Annotated in this window: 14 protein-coding genes; 7 read left to right on the forward strand and 7 right to left on the reverse strand. The window is 58.4% G+C overall.

Annotated features, from left to right (window positions below; translation table 11 throughout):
* Positions 1-20: 20 nt before the first annotated feature.
* Positions 21-1,118: an agmatine deiminase gene (gene aguA, locus G5533_RS15995; RefSeq protein WP_441255054.1), complete on the forward strand. Its 1,098-nt coding sequence runs from the start codon at positions 21-23 to the stop codon at positions 1,116-1,118.
* Positions 1,119-1,245: 127 nt separating this feature from the next.
* Entirely contained in the window at positions 1,246-2,949 is a 1,704-nt protein-coding gene (locus G5533_RS16000; protein ID WP_441255056.1) for an amidase, read from the forward strand.
* Between the two features lie 117 nt (positions 2,950-3,066).
* On the opposite strand, the gene G5533_RS16005 is transcribed toward G5533_RS16000, so the two are convergent.
* Positions 3,067-4,125 (reverse strand): hypothetical protein, encoded by a 1,059-nt coding sequence (locus tag G5533_RS16005; RefSeq protein ID WP_323912898.1) that lies wholly within the window; start codon positions 4,123-4,125, stop codon positions 3,067-3,069.
* Positions 4,126-4,762: 637 nt separating this feature from the next.
* Between G5533_RS16005 and cphA the strand changes: the two genes are divergently transcribed.
* Positions 4,763-5,527: a CphA family subclass B2 metallo-beta-lactamase gene (gene cphA / locus G5533_RS16010; protein ID WP_441255058.1), complete on the forward strand. Its 765-nt coding sequence runs from the start codon at positions 4,763-4,765 to the stop codon at positions 5,525-5,527.
* A 104-nt stretch (positions 5,528-5,631) separates the two neighbouring features.
* Here the strand turns inward: cphA and G5533_RS16015 are convergent, their stop codons facing one another.
* Positions 5,632-7,056: a DASS family sodium-coupled anion symporter gene (locus tag G5533_RS16015; protein WP_441255059.1), complete on the reverse strand. Its 1,425-nt coding sequence runs from the start codon at positions 7,054-7,056 to the stop codon at positions 5,632-5,634.
* A 286-nt stretch (positions 7,057-7,342) separates the two neighbouring features.
* Here G5533_RS16015 and G5533_RS16020 point away from each other — a divergent pair, with 286 nt between their 5' ends.
* Complete coding sequence (locus G5533_RS16020; protein ID WP_139406937.1) at positions 7,343-8,614, forward strand: hypothetical protein; 1,272 nt, start codon at positions 7,343-7,345, stop codon at positions 8,612-8,614.
* An 84-nt stretch (positions 8,615-8,698) separates the two neighbouring features.
* On the opposite strand, the gene G5533_RS16025 is transcribed toward G5533_RS16020, so the two are convergent.
* The 3 genes from G5533_RS16025 to G5533_RS16035 all read right to left on the reverse strand — a co-directional run bounded on the left by G5533_RS16025 (position 8,699) and on the right by G5533_RS16035 (position 12,137).
* The gene (locus tag G5533_RS16025; RefSeq protein ID WP_216979423.1) at positions 8,699-9,949 is read right to left on the reverse strand and encodes a DEAD/DEAH box helicase; all 1,251 of its coding nucleotides are present in this window, start codon (positions 9,947-9,949) and stop codon (positions 8,699-8,701) included.
* A 97-nt stretch (positions 9,950-10,046) separates the two neighbouring features.
* Positions 10,047-11,516 (reverse strand): GGDEF domain-containing protein, encoded by a 1,470-nt coding sequence (locus tag G5533_RS16030; RefSeq protein ID WP_421255555.1) that lies wholly within the window; start codon positions 11,514-11,516, stop codon positions 10,047-10,049.
* Positions 11,517-11,672: 156 nt separating this feature from the next.
* On the reverse strand, positions 11,673-12,137 hold the full coding sequence (locus tag G5533_RS16035) for a hypothetical protein (RefSeq protein ID WP_421255513.1): 465 nt from the start codon (positions 12,135-12,137) through the stop codon (positions 11,673-11,675).
* Positions 12,138-12,335: 198 nt separating this feature from the next.
* Here G5533_RS16035 and G5533_RS16040 point away from each other — a divergent pair, with 198 nt between their 5' ends.
* Positions 12,336-13,244: an SAM hydrolase/SAM-dependent halogenase family protein gene (locus tag G5533_RS16040; protein WP_021229492.1), complete on the forward strand. Its 909-nt coding sequence runs from the start codon at positions 12,336-12,338 to the stop codon at positions 13,242-13,244.
* Between the two features lie 80 nt (positions 13,245-13,324).
* On the opposite strand, the gene G5533_RS16045 is transcribed toward G5533_RS16040, so the two are convergent.
* Complete coding sequence (locus G5533_RS16045; RefSeq protein WP_005335471.1) at positions 13,325-13,885, reverse strand: gamma carbonic anhydrase family protein; 561 nt, start codon at positions 13,883-13,885, stop codon at positions 13,325-13,327.
* A 203-nt stretch (positions 13,886-14,088) separates the two neighbouring features.
* Here G5533_RS16045 and G5533_RS16050 point away from each other — a divergent pair, with 203 nt between their 5' ends.
* Both G5533_RS16050 and G5533_RS16055 read left to right on the forward strand, forming a co-directional pair.
* Positions 14,089-14,730, forward strand: a complete 642-nt coding sequence (locus G5533_RS16050) for a ribonuclease T2 family protein (protein ID WP_128815759.1) — start codon at positions 14,089-14,091, stop codon at positions 14,728-14,730.
* 129 nt (positions 14,731-14,859) lie between these two features.
* Positions 14,860-15,906, forward strand: a complete 1,047-nt coding sequence (locus G5533_RS16055) for an NAD(P)H-dependent flavin oxidoreductase (RefSeq protein ID WP_128815758.1) — start codon at positions 14,860-14,862, stop codon at positions 15,904-15,906.
* Between the two features lie 222 nt (positions 15,907-16,128).
* Here the strand turns inward: G5533_RS16055 and G5533_RS16060 are convergent.
* Positions 16,129-16,370, reverse strand: a 242-nt coding sequence (locus tag G5533_RS16060) for a hypothetical protein (RefSeq protein ID WP_441255062.1), incomplete at its 5' end; no start/stop codon positions are given.

Genomic DNA, 16,370 nt, shown 5'->3' on the forward strand with positions numbered 1-16,370 from the left:
TCCATGCAAGGAGCCTTGCGATGAGCATCAAGACCATTAACTCCACGCCGGCCGCCGACGGCTTCACCATGCCCGCCGAGTGGGCGCACCAGCAGGCCGTCTGGATGATCTGGCCGTTTCGCCCGGACAACTGGCGCGTAGCCGGTCGCTTCGCGCAAGAGACCTTCGCCAAGGTGGCCGATGCCATCGGTGGCGCCACCCCGGTCTTTATGGGGGTTCCGGCCCAGTTTATGGAGCAGGCCCGCGCCATCATGCCCGCCCACGTCACTCTGGTCGAAATGGACAGCGATGACTGCTGGGCTCGCGATACCGGTCCCACCATCGTTACCAACGCGGCCAGCGAGTGCCGTGGGGTGGATTGGGGCTTCAACGCCTGGGGCGGTCACAAGGGTGGTCTCTACTACCCGTGGAATCAGGATGAAGAGGTCGCTGCCCAGATGCTGGCCCAGCACGGCATGGCTCGTTACGACGCGCCGCTGATTCTGGAAGGTGGCTCCATCCATGTCGATGGCGAAGGCACCTGCCTGACCACCGCCGAGTGCCTGCTCAACGAAAACCGCAACCCGCATCTGACCAAAGAGCAGATCGAAGCCTACCTGCGCGACTATCTGGGCGTCACCAGCTTTATCTGGCTGGACGAAGGCGTCTACATGGATGAAACCGACGGCCACATCGACAACATGTGCTGCTTCGTGCGTCCGGGTGAAGTGGCCCTGCACTGGACTGATGACCAGAACGATCCCCAGTACGCCCGCTCCGTGGCCGCCCTCAAGGTGCTGGAAGCGGCGGTCGATGCCAAGGGTCGCAAGCTGAAAGTGTGGAAGCTGCCCCAGCCGGGCCCGCTGTTCTGCACCGAAGAGGAGTCTGCCGGCGTCGAGAGCGGTACCGGTGTGCCGCGCGAGGCAGAAGGCCGTCTGGCCGGTTCCTATGTGAACTTCCTTATCACCAACGATCGCATCGTCTACCCGCTGCTGGATGCCGCCACCGATGGCGAAGCCCAGCGCATTCTGGAAGAGATCTTCCCGGAGCACACCGTGATCGGCGTGCCGGCTCGCGAGATCCTGCTGGGCGGTGGCAATATCCACTGCATTACTCAGCAGATCCCTTCAGGCCAGTAAGCTGGTCGAAGAGTGTAGAAATTCAAAACCCCACGCAGTGGGGTTTTATCCCTTGATGATGTGATGAGCGCCAGCGCTGATGCGGCGATCATCATGACAAACAGTCACCCTTTTACAGGAGATCAACATGATCGAAGTGACCGAGGTTTCCATTGCCGAGCTGCGTGCCGCGCTCGAATCAGGCCGCACCACAGCGGTCGAACTGGTCAAGGCCTATCTGGCCCGGATCGAGGCCTACAACGGCCCCGAGACTGCCACCAAACTCAACGCCGTGGTGGTCGCCAATCCCGATGCGCTGAAAGAGGCCGAGGCTTCCGATGCCCGCCGTGCCCGTGGCGAGACCCTGAGCCCGCTCGACGGCATCCCCTACACCGCCAAAGACAGCTATCTGGTCAAGGGGCTGACCGCCGCCTCCGGCAGCCCGGCCTTCAAGGATCTGGTGGCCCAGCGCGATGCCTTTACCGTTGAGCGCCTGCGCGCCGCCGGTGCCATCTGCCTTGGCAAAACCAATATGCCGCCGATGGCCAATGGCGGCATGCAGCGCGGCGTCTATGGCCGTGCCGAGAGCCCCTATAATGCCGACTACCTGACTGCGCCCTTTGCCTCCGGCTCCTCCAACGGGGCCGGTACCGCCACCGCCGCCAGCTTCTCTGCCTTTGGTCTCGCCGAAGAGACCTGGTCGAGCGGCCGTGGCCCTGCCTCCAACAACGGTCTGTGTGCCTATACCCCGTCCCGTGGCGTCATCTCGGTGCGCGGCAACTGGCCGCTGACTCCGACCATGGATGTGGTGGTGCCCTATGCCCGCACCATGAATGACCTGCTGGAAGTGCTCGACGTAGTGGTAGCTGACGATGCCGACACCCGTGGCGATCTGTGGCGCATGCAGCCCTGGGTGCAGCTGCCCAAGGCCTCCGAAGTGCGTCCGGCTTCCTATCTGGAACTGGCTGCCAAGCCCGATGCCCTCAAGGGCAAGCGCCTCGGCGTGCCGCGCATGTTTATCAACAAGGATGAACTGGCCGGCACCAGCGAAAACCCCGGCATCGGCGGCCCGACCGGTCAGCGCATCCATACCCGCGAGACCGTGATCGCCCTCTGGGAAGAGGCGCGCAAGGCGCTGGAAGCCGCTGGCGCTGAAGTTATCGAAGTGGACTTCCCGCTGGTATCCAACTGCGAAGGGGACCGACCCGGCGCGCCGACCGTGTTCAATCGCGGCATCGTGAGCCCGGAGTTTCTCAACGACGAGCTGTGGGAGCTCTCCGGCTGGGCGTTCGACGACTTCCTGCGCGCCAACGGCGATCCCAAGTTGAACAAGCTGGCTGATGTCGATGGGCCGAAGATCTTCCCCCACGATCCGGGCACCCTGCCGAACCGCGAGGGCGATCTGGCGGCGGGCATGGACGAGTACGTCAATATGGCCAAGCGCGGCCTGAAATCCTGGGACGAGATCGCCACAGTGCCGGATGGCCTGCGTGGTCTGGAGAAGACCCGCAAGCTGGATCTGGAGGACTGGATGGACGGGCTCAAGCTCGACGCCGTGCTGTTCCCGACCGTTGCCGACGTCGCCCCGGCTGATGCGGATGTGAATCCGGCCTCCGCCGATATCGCCTGGAGCAACGGCATCTGGGTTGCCAACGGCAACCTCGCCATTCGCCACCTCGGCGTGCCGACCGTCACCGTCCCCATGGGGGTGATGGCCGATATCGGTATGCCGGTGGGCCTGACCTTCGCCGGTCGCGCCTATGACGACAACAACCTGCTGCGCTTCGCCTCGGCCTTCGAGTCCACCGGCAGCAAGCGTATGGTGCCGCCGCGGACGCCGCCGTTGGCTTGATTGCTGTTGTGAGTTAAATATCGCGGGTTCATTCTGAGATAATGAAAAAACCACCCGATATGCGGGTGGTTTTTATATAGATATTTCATGCCTATTAATTTTGATGTATAAGGTTTTTTATTGCTCATTTATTAATTTTTTTAGTATCCGCTTAGGGTTGAATACTAGAGGGCCTATTTTATATTCCACTAATGATATTGCACCATCGAATAAATCCAATCTGTCATTTTGTAAACTTTCCAATAAAGATATTTTTTCTTTCGCTGATTGTAATTGTTCTTGTAATTTACCATTAGAGATATTTTGAAGTTCTATGATAGAACTCTTAATATCACATTGTTGAGTAAAAAACATTACTTGTTGCTGTAGAGATTGAATAAATATTTTGGATTCAATGTCATTTTTTATTTGGTTTACTGGAATATGATCTGAATAAGGAAGTGATAGATATAAATACAAGGCTTTTTCTATATTTTCTTTAAATGCACTTTCATCGTTTTTAGTAATGGTTAGAAAAGTGTATCCTTCTTTGTTTTCAGTCGATACGTCAGCATTAATTCCAATATGTTTCAGTAGTTCGCCGAACCATAAAACATATTGGGAACAGATTACTTCATAGCCGATTGGGAATTTGAAAATTTTAACTATCAATTCTGATTTTACGTTCATTAATAGTTCTTTTTCTAACTCTGTTAGTTTTAATCTTGCTACATGTGCAAAACGTTCAATCTCATCAATAATATTACCATTTTCAATAACGTCCTTAACTTCAAAAATTAATCCATAGCCATCATCGTCAATTAAGTCGACACTTTCACAAAAACCAGTGAGCTTTGACTCATAGTGTTGCGATATATATGCTGGTGGGACAAGTTCAGACCAATCTTTGTAATTGAAAACCAAGGAGTATTCTACTTCTATGTGATTTTCCTTTTTGTTTAACACAACCATTTCTAAATATTTAAATGACTGTGATTTATAGTTGTCAGAGATCATCAAACGATCAGGGAACGAATCTACAGTTATATCTGATAATTTGTTTATGACATATCCTTTATCTCTTGGCTCCCAAATATAACTGTATTCATTTGTTTCTTTTTTGCTGATGGATGTGAGTAAATTGCCATCTAGGTAGATCTGCAAGGTATCATCAATATGTTCAAAAGTGATGCTCAACTTTGATTCTCCAATAATAAGTTTAATACTGTATTAGTTAGTATAATCTTTCTTTTGGGTTAGATTGAAGCCCGTTTTTATATATCAGGCCGTAGGTTCGAATAGCGAAGCGTATTCGGACGATCGCAAACAGGTTGTGGCCGATAAGCAGGTGATATTCAGAGTTTCCTGTTGGTCTTGCCATGACTCGGTGCGCTGCGGTAAACGGACGATTACGCTACGCTAATCGACCCTACATGATGTGGCTTATTGTTACCTCCCCCTCATCCCCAGCCCTTCTCCCGCAAGGGGAGAAGGGGGCAAATAGGCTCCGCTGATTGTGCTTTACGTACGAGGTTCGGGTGGGGGGGGGAATTGGCACGGGCCATCCCCTCTCCCTCGGGAGAGGGCTAGGGTGAGGGGCTGCTATCTGTGTTGCAGGTTCGAATAGCGAAGCGTATTCGGACGTTCGCAAACAGGAGGTCGCTGCCGATTTTCCGGACTTTCCCCTGACTTCCCCCTGACTTCCCCCAGACTTCACTTTCTCTTCACACAACCTCATTTTCCCCTCACAAATCCCCCGTATCTTCTGCTCACTGCTTAAAAGGCCCGGCTTGCCACAGGGGTGGCGAGGGGGCAGTTGGTTCGAGGGAGCAAGATGATGAAAAGTTGGATGAAGTGCGGATTGGCCGGGGCCGTGGTGCTGATGGCGAGCTTCTGGGGCGGTAGCGTGCGGGCGGCGGGGATCTCCCTTAAGCAGGTGAGCGGCCCAGTCTATGTGGTGGAGGATAACTACTACATACAGGAAAACTCCATGGTCTATTTCGGGGCCAAGGGGGTGACGGTGGTGGGGGCGACCTGGACGCCGGATACCGCCCGCGAGCTGCACAAGCTGATTAAACGGGTCAGCGGCAAGCCGGTGCTGGAGGTGATCAACATCAACTACCACACCGATCGGGCGGGCGGTAACGCCTACTGGAAGTCCATCGGGGCCAAGGTGGTGGCGACTCGCCAGACCAGGGATCTGATGAAGAGCGACTGGGCCGAGATTGTCGCCTTTACCCGCAAGGGGCTGCCGGAGTACCCGGATCTGCCGCTGGTGCTGCCCAACGTGGTGCACGATGGCGACTTCACCCTGCAAGAGGGCAAGGTGCGCGCCTTCTACGCGGGCCCGGCCCATACGCCGGACGGCATCTTTGTCTACTTCCCCGACGAGCAGGTGCTCTATGGCAACTGCATCCTCAAGGAGAAGCTGGGCAACCTGAGCTTTGCCAATGTGAAGGAGTATCCGCAGACCATCGAGCGGCTCAAGGCGATGAAGCTGCCGATCAAGACGGTGATCGGCGGTCACGACTCACCGTTGCACGGCCCCGAGCTGATTGATCACTACGAGGCGCTGATCAAGGCGGCGCCGCAGAGCTGACCCGCGCTGTTTTTAACAATGCCGCAGCGTGTGGCAAGCGCAGCGCCGGTATAGAACGCTGCACACCCTCTATGCAAAAGGGCCCGTTACGGGCCCTTTTGCTATCAGATCAGCCACTGCCACCAGGTGAGGCCGATGCTCATCACCACGGCAAAGCCCACGATGGCGATCACCAGACCGATGCGCATCCACTCCGCGCTGGTGTGATAGCCCATCCCCATCAGCAGCGGGATGCGGGCGTGGGAGTAGGTGGCGAGGTTGCAGCCGACGTTGGTGATGGCGGCGATGCTGAAGATGGCGAGCTCGGCAGGTACGCCGACCGCCAGCAGGGCCCCTGCAATCACCGGCGCCAGCGCCACCACCTTGGCGGTGGCCGAGGCAAAGGCGTAGGAGGTAAAGAGGTAGAGCCCCATCACCACCAGCAGCATGGGTATGGTGCCGAGCCCGCCGAGGGTGCTGTGCATAAAGCCGGAGAGTTCATCCCCCAGCCAGCCGGTAAAGCCGACCCGTTTCAGGTTGTCGGCCATCCCCATCAGCACGCTGAACCAGATCAGGGTATCGAAGGCGGCGCTGTTGCCTTTCACATCGTTCCAGTTCAGCACCCCGAGCAGCAGGAGGGCGGCCAGACCGAGAAAGGCGACCGTGGTGGCATCCAGCCCCAGATTGCTGCCGCCAACCCAGAGCACCACCAGACCGACAAAGACCCCGAGCAGGCTCTTCTCATGGCGGGAGAGGGGGCCCATCTTGGCCAGCTCCTCGCGGGCGAAGCGGGGGGCATCCGGCGTGTCGCGGGTTTCGGGGCGGATCACCATATAGAGCACCAGCGGCATGATCAGCAGCAGACCGATGGCGGGCGGCAGCAGATAGAGCGCCCATTCGCGAAAGCCGACCGTGAGCCCGGCGACGCTGGCGGCAATGCCGACCAGCGCCAGATTGCCGGCAAAGCCGGTGCTGAAGGCGACCGCCGAGGCGTCGTTCATGGCGCTGACGCTGGAGAGCAGGAACTGCCCCAGCTTGCGGTCATCCTTGTTGATGGTCTTGGCCAGCGAGTCGGCAATGGGGGCGACGATGGCGGCGCGGGCCGTGTTGCTCGGAGTAGCGGGGGCCAGAATAAAGTCGGCAACCGCCAGACAGTAGGCGGAGCGCAGGGTGGACTGGCCAAAGCGGCTGAGCAGCAGCAGGGCGATCCGCTTGCCAAGACCGGTCTTGGCAAAGGCGCTGGCAATCATGAAGGCGATGACGATAAGCCAGATCAGCGGGTGGTTGAAGTCGACCAGCGCCCCTTCGATGGCCGCCTTGGGGGTCGCTTCGCCACCGGTATGGAGCACGGCGTAGAGCCCGAGGGAGAGGATGGCGATATAGCCGGTCGGCGCTATGTTGGTGACGATGACCAGTATGGTGGCGATAAACAGAATGGCGGTGTGGTAGGCCGCCGGTGCCAGTCCGGCCGGGGCTGGCAGCTGCCAGCAGAGTATAGCCAGCAGCACGGTCACGAGTGCGGCGAGCTGGGCGAGAGTGAGTTTTTTCATAAGATTCCTGTCCGGAATGAGTAGGGAGGGAGCGATTGAGGCCGCTTCGGCCCTACTATAAGAGGGGTAATGGTGGATGCCAAATCCATCAATTACACCAAATGAGCATTCGATTAATTGCGGCTGTTTTTAACGGCGTCTTTGGCTTTGTGAGCTCGGGTTGATGAAGAGGTGAGTGAAGGAGTCGTTGCGACCTGGGGGGCTGGCGGGATTAAGGCTGTTCAAGACGGGTGGGCTTTCATAAGATGGCCCTCTCTCTTTTCCCTGAAAGTTATCCATTTTCGTTATGCAATACGCCTCTCTCGCGCGCCTCAAGCAGGCCTTTATCACCGGGATGTGGGCCTCACTGGTCAGCATCGTTATCGGCTTCGCCTTCAAGGTGTGGCTGGCGCAGTGGGTCGCCAAGGGGGAGCTGGCGCTGTTCAACAGCGTGGTGGATTTGATCTCCCTCTCCTTTATCCTGATGACAGGTTTTCGCTCCTCCATGGTGGTGAGCTACTCCCAGACCAAGAACGATCGGGACATCATTAATATCTTTCGCTACTTCCTCATCGGCATCGTGCTGCTCACCTGGGGGGCGGTGATCCCCTATATCAAGCACGGGCTCCATATCCGGGTGGAGTATCTGCAACTGGTGGGGGTCATCTTCGGCCTGGGGCTCAAGGTCTACTTCACCAATCTGGTGGCCATGTACCGGATGTATCAGCTCTCCAACCGGGTCACCTGGCTGGAGCCGCTGGCCAACGGTCTGCTGTTTATGGCCTGCTATTTCGGGCTCGGGATGGATGCGCTTGCCTCGCTCTTCTACGGGCTGACCTTCTCGTCGCTCGCCATCGCCGGTTATATGTATGTTTCGCGCCGTCGGGCCATCGCCACCAGGCCGCTGGCCAAGGTAGCGCTCGGCCCCGAGATGGTGAGCTATGTGAAGAAGAGCTTTACCGCATCCCTGGAGGCGGGGGCCAGCATCCTGATGATTTACATCACTGTGCTGCTCACCATCCGCCACTTCAGCATCGACGAGCTGGGGGATTTTCAGGTGGTGGTTCGCCCCATCTTCACCTATATGACCACCCTGTTTGTCTTCCCCATCTACCGCTTTGTGCTGCCTGAGCTGGCGGTCAATCTGCGCAACGGCGATCACCGCCAGATAAGGCTTATTCGCCGCTGGATCTTCCGCCTCTCCGCCATCGTCAGTCTGGCGTTCTTTGGTTTGATGCTGCTGGCGGGCAAACCGCTGGTGCTGTTGTTCTTCCCCGCCGACTACGTGGGGGCGGTGCCTGTGCTGTTCCACTTCTCCATCTTCTTTATCTTTATGATGCTTAACGGCTATCAGCTCGCCTATATCAAGGCTCACGGTCACTTTACCCAGAGTTTGCTGATCCGGCTGGCGGGCATAGTGGCACTGGTCGCCGCCTACTATCTGGTGGCCGAGTTCACCGCCAACGTGGTGGCGATTATCGTGGCGCTGGGGCTCGGTTATATGGTGATGTTTATTCTCTCGACCCTGGCGGAGCGGCAGATCTTGCGATCCCTGCCACTGGTGCTGGCGACCCGCTAGGGTGCTACTCGCCAAGAGCAGGCTCCTGTCAGATAACAAAAAACGCCCGTGCGGGCGTTTTTTTATTGGCGGCGCAGGGGAGGTTTAACGCTTGCCCTTGCCACCCTTGTTGCCAGCGAGGGCCTGCTTTCTGGCGCGCTGCTTCTGAGCCGCCTTGCTGTTGCGACGCGGCTCGGGCTCGAAGCGGGTGAGATCTGGCTCAAAGCCCGGAAACCACTGCTGGGGCAAACGGGTGTCGAGCACAGCTTCCACCTTCTCCAACAGGGGGGCATCTTCCGGACTGAACAGGGTGATGGCGAGCCCCTTGTTGCCGGCACGGCCTGTGCGACCGATACGGTGGACGTAATCCTCGGCCACAAACGGGAACTCGAGGTTAATCACATAGTTGAGATCCGTGATATCGAGGCCGCGGGCCGCCACGTCGGTGGCGACCAGCGCCTGCAAGGTGCCGGTGCGAAACTCCAGCAGCACCTTCTCCCGCGCGCTTTGCGACAGATCGCCGTGGAAGGCCAGCGCATTGATGCCCGTCTTGCCAAGCTGCTGGGCCAGTTTGTCCGCCCCCTGACGGGTGCGGCTGAAGATAAGCGCCGGTGCCCACCTTTTCACTTTCAGCATGTGTTCGACCAGCGCCAGCTTGCGATCGCTGTCCACCGTGTAGACCCGCTGCTCCACCTCGGCCGCCGTGGTGTTGCGCGGTGTAACTTCAATCAACTCGGGGTCGCGCAGCAGCACCTTGCAGAGGGCAAACAGGTTGTCGTCGCAGGTGGCGGAGAAGAGCAGGGTTTGGCGATCCACCGGGATCTGTTTGAGCAGCGCCTTGATCTCGTCCATAAAGCCCATGTCGAGCATGCGATCGGCCTCGTCAAACACCAGATGGCGCAGGCTATCCAGGCTCAAGGCCCCCTGACGCAGATGGTCGAGCAAACGGCCCGGGGTGGCGATCAGCAGATCCACCCCGGCTTGAAGCGCCTCTACCTGCGCCGCGATGCTCACCCCGCCGTAGACCAGCGTGCTGGTGAGACCTGTCCCCTGGCCGTAGCGCGCGACGCTCTCGGCGACCTGCACCGCCAGCTCGCGGGTCGGCACCAGCACCAGCGCACGGATTGGGCGCGGGGATTCTGCTTGCGGCTGCGCCAGCAACTGCTCCAGCAGCGGCAGCACAAAGGCGGCGGTTTTGCCGGTGCCGGTCTGGGCCCCCGCCATCAGATCCCGCCCTGCCAGAATGACGGGGATGGCACGAGCCTGAATGGGGGTGGGGGCGGCATAGCCGAGCTCGGTCAGGGTCTGCTGCAGACGGGGGGAGAGGGCCAGTTCGGCAAAGGAGGCTGTGGACATAGGGGCACCAGTCGGGGTTATCGTGGCCAGCGGCCGCGATGCAATGAGTGATCGTGGCCGCGATGGTAACAGAAGCTGGGGGAGCGGCAGAAGGCGGCTATGCCTCTGCGTCGTCCGGCAACGGGCGGATCAGCCGGATCTTTTTGCCCTCGTAGCAGGCGATGTTGTGCTTGCCGTGCTGTTTGACGTGGTAGAGCAGCTCGTCGGCCAGATGCACTGCCTCGGTGACGGTGAGATAGTCACGAATGCGGATCACCCCAGCAGAGAAGGTGATGGGGGTGGGCAGCTCGGGGATCCCCAATGGGCGATCCAGCAGGCGGCCAGCGGAGTGGATCATTATCTCGTCATCCTCCATCCCCTTGAACAGCACAATAAACTCCTCGCCGCCCCAACGGATGGGGCTGTCCACCTTGCGGATATTGCTTCTGAGGTGGCGGGCAAAGGCGACCAGTGCCAGATCCCCGACGCCATGGCCATAGGTGTCGTTGATCGACTTGAAGTTGTCGATATCCAGGATCATCAGGTAGTCGTGCTCATGGAGCAGACTCTGGCAGAGCACATCCCTGCGTGGCAGCCGAGTCAGGTGGTCGGTGTGCGCCAGGGTGCGCAGCCGCAGGTAGATCTGCTTCCAGGCCACCATGCCCAGCAACAGCACGATGAGATAGACCTTGAATGCTGCGCCATGCAGGGCCAGCTTGACGAAATCGAACCCGCTGTAGGACCACTTCAGATAGAGATCATCCCCCGCCTTGGTGCGCATAAAGGGTTTGCTCAGGCAGAGATGCCTCGGGCTGCAGGGCTCGGCGGCTTCAAACGATATGTTGGTGCGGGTCGGGTTGATGGTATCGAAGGGGCGCAACACATCGTTAAATGCTTCATCGACGGCGATATCGATACCGAGCAGCCCGTATTTGTAACCGCCGCGCCCCGACTGATGAATGAAGGGGAAGTACATCACTATGGTGTTGCGCATGCTGAAGCTGTCGATCTCGATATCGGAGACAAAGGCTTCATCGGCGCTGCACAAGGGGCGGCCGGGCGCAAAGCTGGCGCAACCGAAGTAGTGATACCAGGCGGGCAGGGTCATCAGATCCACCTTGATCGGCGCCAGTCTGGCGGGCAGCACATTGTTGTCGGCCACCATGCCGATCAGCCGGTAGTCATTCCAGATGGTGTAGATGTTGATCACCTCCGGATAGGAGAGGGCATAGCGGAAGGTGTTGAGGATATTGGCGGCCGGGTATCGCAGCGGAATATCGGCAAAGCGGTATTTGCTTTTGAGGTCATACCCGTAGAGATAGTCGCTGCCAATGCTATTCGGGGGCGGTGGCTGATCGAGCAGATGGTGTTGTGCCAGATAGCTGGTGATGTTCTCCACCTTGAGGATTTTGGCTCGCTGGTAGAAGACCTCGAACACGTTCTTCTGTCTGGCGGTGATGAGATCCATGTCGTGCTGGATAGTGAGATAGGTGTAGTAGAAGACAGTGCCCAACCCGGTCAGGGCGAGCAGGGCCAATCCGGCCACTTTGACGATGAACTGGCGAGCAAACGCCGGTGGCCAGCGCAAGGCTGGGGGGTTACCTGAAAATAAGGTCATAGGTGTCTGGTTAGAGTACCGATAGGGGCGTGGGCGCCATACGGGCAAAGTATACGCGAATGAAATCCCGACAGGATCCACCGACAAACCTTGCCTGAAGCTGAAGACCTCACCACTTATTTATCCCTACTCCACGATCAGCACGCTCTCGCTAGCCAGATGGTGCAGCCACTCCCTGACGATCAGCAGCACGGCGGCAAAGTGCTCGTCGCGTGGCAGCAAGCTGGCTGCGAGGGGATCCCCTTCCGCCATGGCGGCCAGCTGGCCAAAGGCTTGCTCCACCAGATCCCGGTCGAGCTGGTTGTCCCCCAGCGCTTCGGCCAGTGATGGCTGGCTGCGCAGGGTCAGCTGCAAGCCGGGCGGGATCTGCGGGGCGATGCGCATCAGCTCATCTTCCACCACCATGATGGCCCGCTCCAGTTCGAGCGGGGTGGGCGGCGCGTGGCGAAATGGTCCTGGCTGGATGGCGTGGGTGCCAAAGGCCAGCGGGTAGTGTGACGGGGCCGCATCTGGCTGGCTCAGCCAGAGCTGACTGCTCTGTTCACCAACCTCCAGCAGCAGGGTCATCATCTCCGGTTCGGGTTGTGTCATGGTGCTGAGCTCCTGTATTGTAAACGTTTTCCCATTCCGCCTTTGATACCCCTGCTGTCGCCGTTTGGCGAGCACAATTTCTGCGAGTCGTCCCTCACTTTGTGGCAAACCCCTTGCAAAAAAATTCATTGGTGGCAGTCTGGATGTCTAAATGGCTTTCGCCGTTTCGTTATCCTCAGATGATTCAGGAGTTCAGATATGGATATTCGCACCGCTCCCCGTGCCATCGCGCTCGCTCTCATGCTGGCAAGCGGCATCGCCGCCGCCAACGAAGCGCTGGTGATCCAGACCGATTTCGGCCTCAAAGATGGCGCCGTGTCGGCCATGAAGGGGGTTGCCTTCGGGGTGGACCGCACTCTGCCGCTCTATGACCTGACCCACGAGATCCCGGCTTACAACATCTGGGAAGCCTCCTACCGCCTCTACCAGACCCTGCAGTATTGGCCCAAGGGGACTGTGTTTGTCAGCGTGGTTGATCCCGGTGTCGGCACCGAGCGCAAGTCAGTAGTGCTCAAGACCAGGAGCGGCCACTACATCGTGACCCCGGACAATGGCACTTTGACCCTGGTGGCCGAGCACTTCGGCATCGAGGCGGTGCGCCAGATCGATGAGAAGCTCAACCGCCTCAAGGGCTCCGAGAAGTCCTACACCTTCCATGGCCGCGATGTGTACGCCTATACGGGCGCACGGCTCGCCTCTGGCGCCATCAGCTATGAGCAGGTTGGCCCGCTGCTGCCTGCCGAAGTGGTGAAGATCCCCTATCAGCCTGCGGTCGCCGAGAAAGATGGCACCCTCAAGGGCACCATCCCGATCCTCGATGTGCAGTACGGCAACGTCTGGACCAATATCGATGATGTCCTGCTGACCAAGGCGGGGATCAACAAGGGGGATAACGCCTGCATCAAGATCCGCGAAGGGGATGTGGTCAAATATGACGGCAAGGCCCCTTACGTCAGCAGCTTCGGTGACGTGCCGGAAGGTCAGCCGCTGGTCTACCTCAACAGCCTGCTGCAGGTGTCGGTGGCGCTGAACATGGACAGCTTCGCCGCCAAGCATCAGGTGCAATCCGGTGCCAACTGGCATATCAGCCTGAAGAAGTGCTCCTGACCCGCACATATATAAGTAGAGATAGAAACAGCAACGGGCGCTTCGGCGCCCGTTTTGTTCTCTGTTAATAAAGAAAGGGATCAGAACTCGTTGGAGAGCGCCTTGTACCCTTTGACCAGATCGATATTGGTGTGGGCCACGTCCTCGGAGAACTCGGCGGCATCCACCGAGACCCGTGGGATATGGGTCAGATCGCTCTGCTGGTTGATACGGGTGGTGGAGGGGACGTAGAACTCCGGCGGCAGATCGCAGCCATCAATCACCGAGTTGTGACGCACCACGGCACCGTCACCGATATGGCAGTTGAACAGCACGCTGTTGAAGCCGATAAAGACCCGGTTTCCCACTTCGCACGGTCCGTGGACGATGGAGCGGTGGGCGATGGAGGTGTACTCGCCGATGGTGACGGCGGCGCCGGATTTGGAGTGGATTACCACGCCATCCTGGATATTGGAGTTGGCGCCGATGACGATGGGTTCCATATCTCCACTCTCATCCACCTCGTCGGCACGGATCACCGCATAGGGGCCGACAAAGACATTCTCTTTGATGATCACCTTGCCGCAGATGATGGCGGTCTTGTCGATATAGGCGGATTCGTCGATGACAGGCAGATGGCCGGAGGGATTCTTGCGGATCATGTTACATCCTGTGGTTGCCAAGAGGGATTATCTGGTGGTGGACGAGGAGCCTACCGGTCGGTCAGCTTACCCCTGCTCGCCCTCTGGTGAAACCCCTGACTGGTCTGACCCTTGTCGCGCGGCGTCTCAGCATGGCTGTTTCCCGCCGCCAGAATATGGGAGCATGGCTGTCATCCCGAGTCGCGTAAGGTGGACATATAAAGATGAAGAAGATGATTGCCCTGTTGGCGGGTAGTTTGTTGCTCTCCTCGGCCGTGCTGGCTAAAGGGGAGGCGGGGGAGTTTGACTATTACGCTATGGCGCTCTCCTGGTCGCCCGAGCATTGCGCCGTCAAACCGGCGGATCGGGACCAGTGTTCCCGCAAGCTGGGCTTTGTGCTGCATGGTCTTTGGCCCCAGTACGATCGCGGTTACCCCAGCAACTGCACCCGCGAACGGCTCAATCCCGATATGGAGAGCGAGTTTGCCGACCTCTACCCCAGCCGTTTCCTCTATCGCCATGAGTGGGAGAAGCACGGCACCTGCTCCGGCTTGAGCCAGCAGGCCTTCCATCAGCTGGCGAGCGATTTGCGCCAGAAGGTGAAGATCCCGGCGGCTTATCAATCCCCGGAAGAGCCGCTGCGCAAAACCAGTTTCCAGCTCAAGGCCGATCTGGCGAGCGCCAACCAGTGGCTGGCTCCCGACAACATCACGGTGGCTTGCGCCGATGGTGGCCGCTTCCTGCGGGAGATCTACATCTGCGTCAATAAAGAGGGGACAGATGCGGTCACCTGCTCCGCCGAGATGCAAAAGCGTGAGCGTCGCTCCTGTGGTCAGCCGGACTTCCTGCTGCGCAGCGTGCGTTAAGTCTTCACTCATCATCGGGCCCCTTGCGGGCCTGATGTGTAACCACGGTTATCAGAAAGGAGTCTGACAGATGGATGGCAACAACCGATTTGGCCCGCAAGAGCGGGCAATGCTGCTCGGGGTGAACGGATGAGCCTGTTTGCCGAGCTGGGGATGCGTTATCCCATTATTCAGGCACCGATGGCAGGTGTGCAGGGTAGCGAGCTGGCGCTGGCCGTGACCCGTGCGGGCGGCTTGGGCTCCTTGCCTGCCGCCATGCTCACATCAGCGGAGCTGCGCAGCGAACTGGGGCGTCTTGCCCAAAGCGGCCTTGGGCCATTTAACATCAACTTCTTCTGCCATCGACAACGGGAACCTGATCCCGTTGCTCTGGCCAGCTGGCAGCAGCGCCTTGCTCCCTACTATGCCGAGTTCGGCATACTTCCCCCAACCGTTACGACGGCGCCAAGCCGTGCACCTTTCAATGAGGATCATGCCGCCATGGTGGCTGAGTTCAGACCGGCGGTGGTTAGCTTTCACTTCGGCCTGCCCGCGCCCGAGCTGCTTGTCCAAGTGAAGGCTGCGGGGGCCAAGGTATTTGCCAGTGCCACCACGGTGGCGGAGGCCGTATGGCTTGCTCAACACGGCGCCGATGCCATCATCGCTCAGGGATTGGAGGCGGGTGGTCATCGCGGCCATTTCCTCTCTGATGATCTCGCCTTGCAGCAGAGCACCTTGACCCTGCTGGCGCAGAGCCTCGCGGTGACCGATCTGCCGGTGATTGCCGCTGGCGGTATCGTCGATGGCAAGGGGATCGCCAACGCGCTGGCAATGGGGGCGAGCGCCGTGCAGATGGGCACTGCTTTTCTCTGCTGCCATGAAGCGACCACCTCGGCGCTGCATCGCGCCGCCATCCATTCACCAGAGGGCCAGCAGACGGCACTGACCAATCTGTTCAGTGGCCGTCCGGCGCGGGGGATCGTCAACCGTCTTATGAAAGAGCTGGGCCCGCTCTCGGATCTTGCCCCTCACTTCCCCTATGCCAGTGGCGCACTGGCACCGCTGCGCGTCGCCGCCGAGAAGGCGGGGGACAGTGGCTTCTCTCCGCTCTGGGCTGGGCAGGATGTATCGGGCTGCCGGGATCTTCCCGCTGGCGAGCTGATGGCGTGCTGGGTCAAAGAGGCTGGATTGGGATAAGCACTTCTATATATGTCTCATACGCCTTCTTATATAGAAGATGTCGAGGGCGCTGCGCGTTAGGCGCGACAGTGTGGCAATGGTGGATGAGTGCCAAGCCAGTACCCTTGTAAGGCATTTATCCGGTGTAAAACGTCCTCACTCCACCCTTGATTGTGGATAAGTCTGTATAAAGGCTGTGTGTTGATATGAATAACCAAGAAATTGCACTTTTTTGCAATTTTATTGCGGTAAAGCCTTGCCAATGTGAGCTGGATCTCTATAATGCGCCACATCGACAGGGCAAGCGGCAACGCAAACAACCTCGTCGATAACCTCGAAAAGCCTTTGAAAATAAGGCTTGACTCGAGAAGGCGGTTGAGTAGAATTCCACTCCCGCAGCAACGAACTGTTGCGTCGCTCTTTAACAATTTGAATCAAGCAATCTGTGTGGGCACTCACAGCATCGAACATCAAAAACAATT

Source organism: Aeromonas sp. A600620, from assembly GCF_029479985.1.
Classification (GTDB): domain Bacteria; phylum Pseudomonadota; class Gammaproteobacteria; order Enterobacterales; family Aeromonadaceae; genus Aeromonas; species Aeromonas veronii_A.

What these genes read in the sequence shown, in the direction of transcription:
- aguA (WP_441255054.1), top strand. Translation starts at nt 21, where the DNA reads ATGAGCATCAAGACCATTAACTCCACGCCGGCCGCCGACGGCTTCACC.
- G5533_RS16000 (WP_441255056.1), top strand. Translation starts at nt 1,246, where the DNA reads ATGATCGAAGTGACCGAGGTTTCCATTGCCGAGCTGCGTGCCGCGCTC.
- cphA (WP_441255058.1), top strand. Translation starts at nt 4,763, where the DNA reads ATGATGAAAAGTTGGATGAAGTGCGGATTGGCCGGGGCCGTGGTGCTG.
- G5533_RS16015 (WP_441255059.1), bottom strand. Translation starts at nt 7,056, where the DNA reads ATGAAAAAACTCACTCTCGCCCAGCTCGCCGCACTCGTGACCGTGCTG.
- G5533_RS16020 (WP_139406937.1), top strand. Translation starts at nt 7,343, where the DNA reads ATGCAATACGCCTCTCTCGCGCGCCTCAAGCAGGCCTTTATCACCGGG.
- G5533_RS16025 (WP_216979423.1), bottom strand. Translation starts at nt 9,949, where the DNA reads ATGTCCACAGCCTCCTTTGCCGAACTGGCCCTCTCCCCCCGTCTGCAG.
- G5533_RS16035 (WP_421255513.1), bottom strand. Translation starts at nt 12,137, where the DNA reads ATGACACAACCCGAACCGGAGATGATGACCCTGCTGCTGGAGGTTGGT.
- G5533_RS16040 (WP_021229492.1), top strand. Translation starts at nt 12,336, where the DNA reads ATGGATATTCGCACCGCTCCCCGTGCCATCGCGCTCGCTCTCATGCTG.
- G5533_RS16045 (WP_005335471.1), bottom strand. Translation starts at nt 13,885, where the DNA reads ATGATCCGCAAGAATCCCTCCGGCCATCTGCCTGTCATCGACGAATCC.
- G5533_RS16050 (WP_128815759.1), top strand. Translation starts at nt 14,089, where the DNA reads ATGAAGAAGATGATTGCCCTGTTGGCGGGTAGTTTGTTGCTCTCCTCG.
- G5533_RS16055 (WP_128815758.1), top strand. Translation starts at nt 14,860, where the DNA reads ATGAGCCTGTTTGCCGAGCTGGGGATGCGTTATCCCATTATTCAGGCA.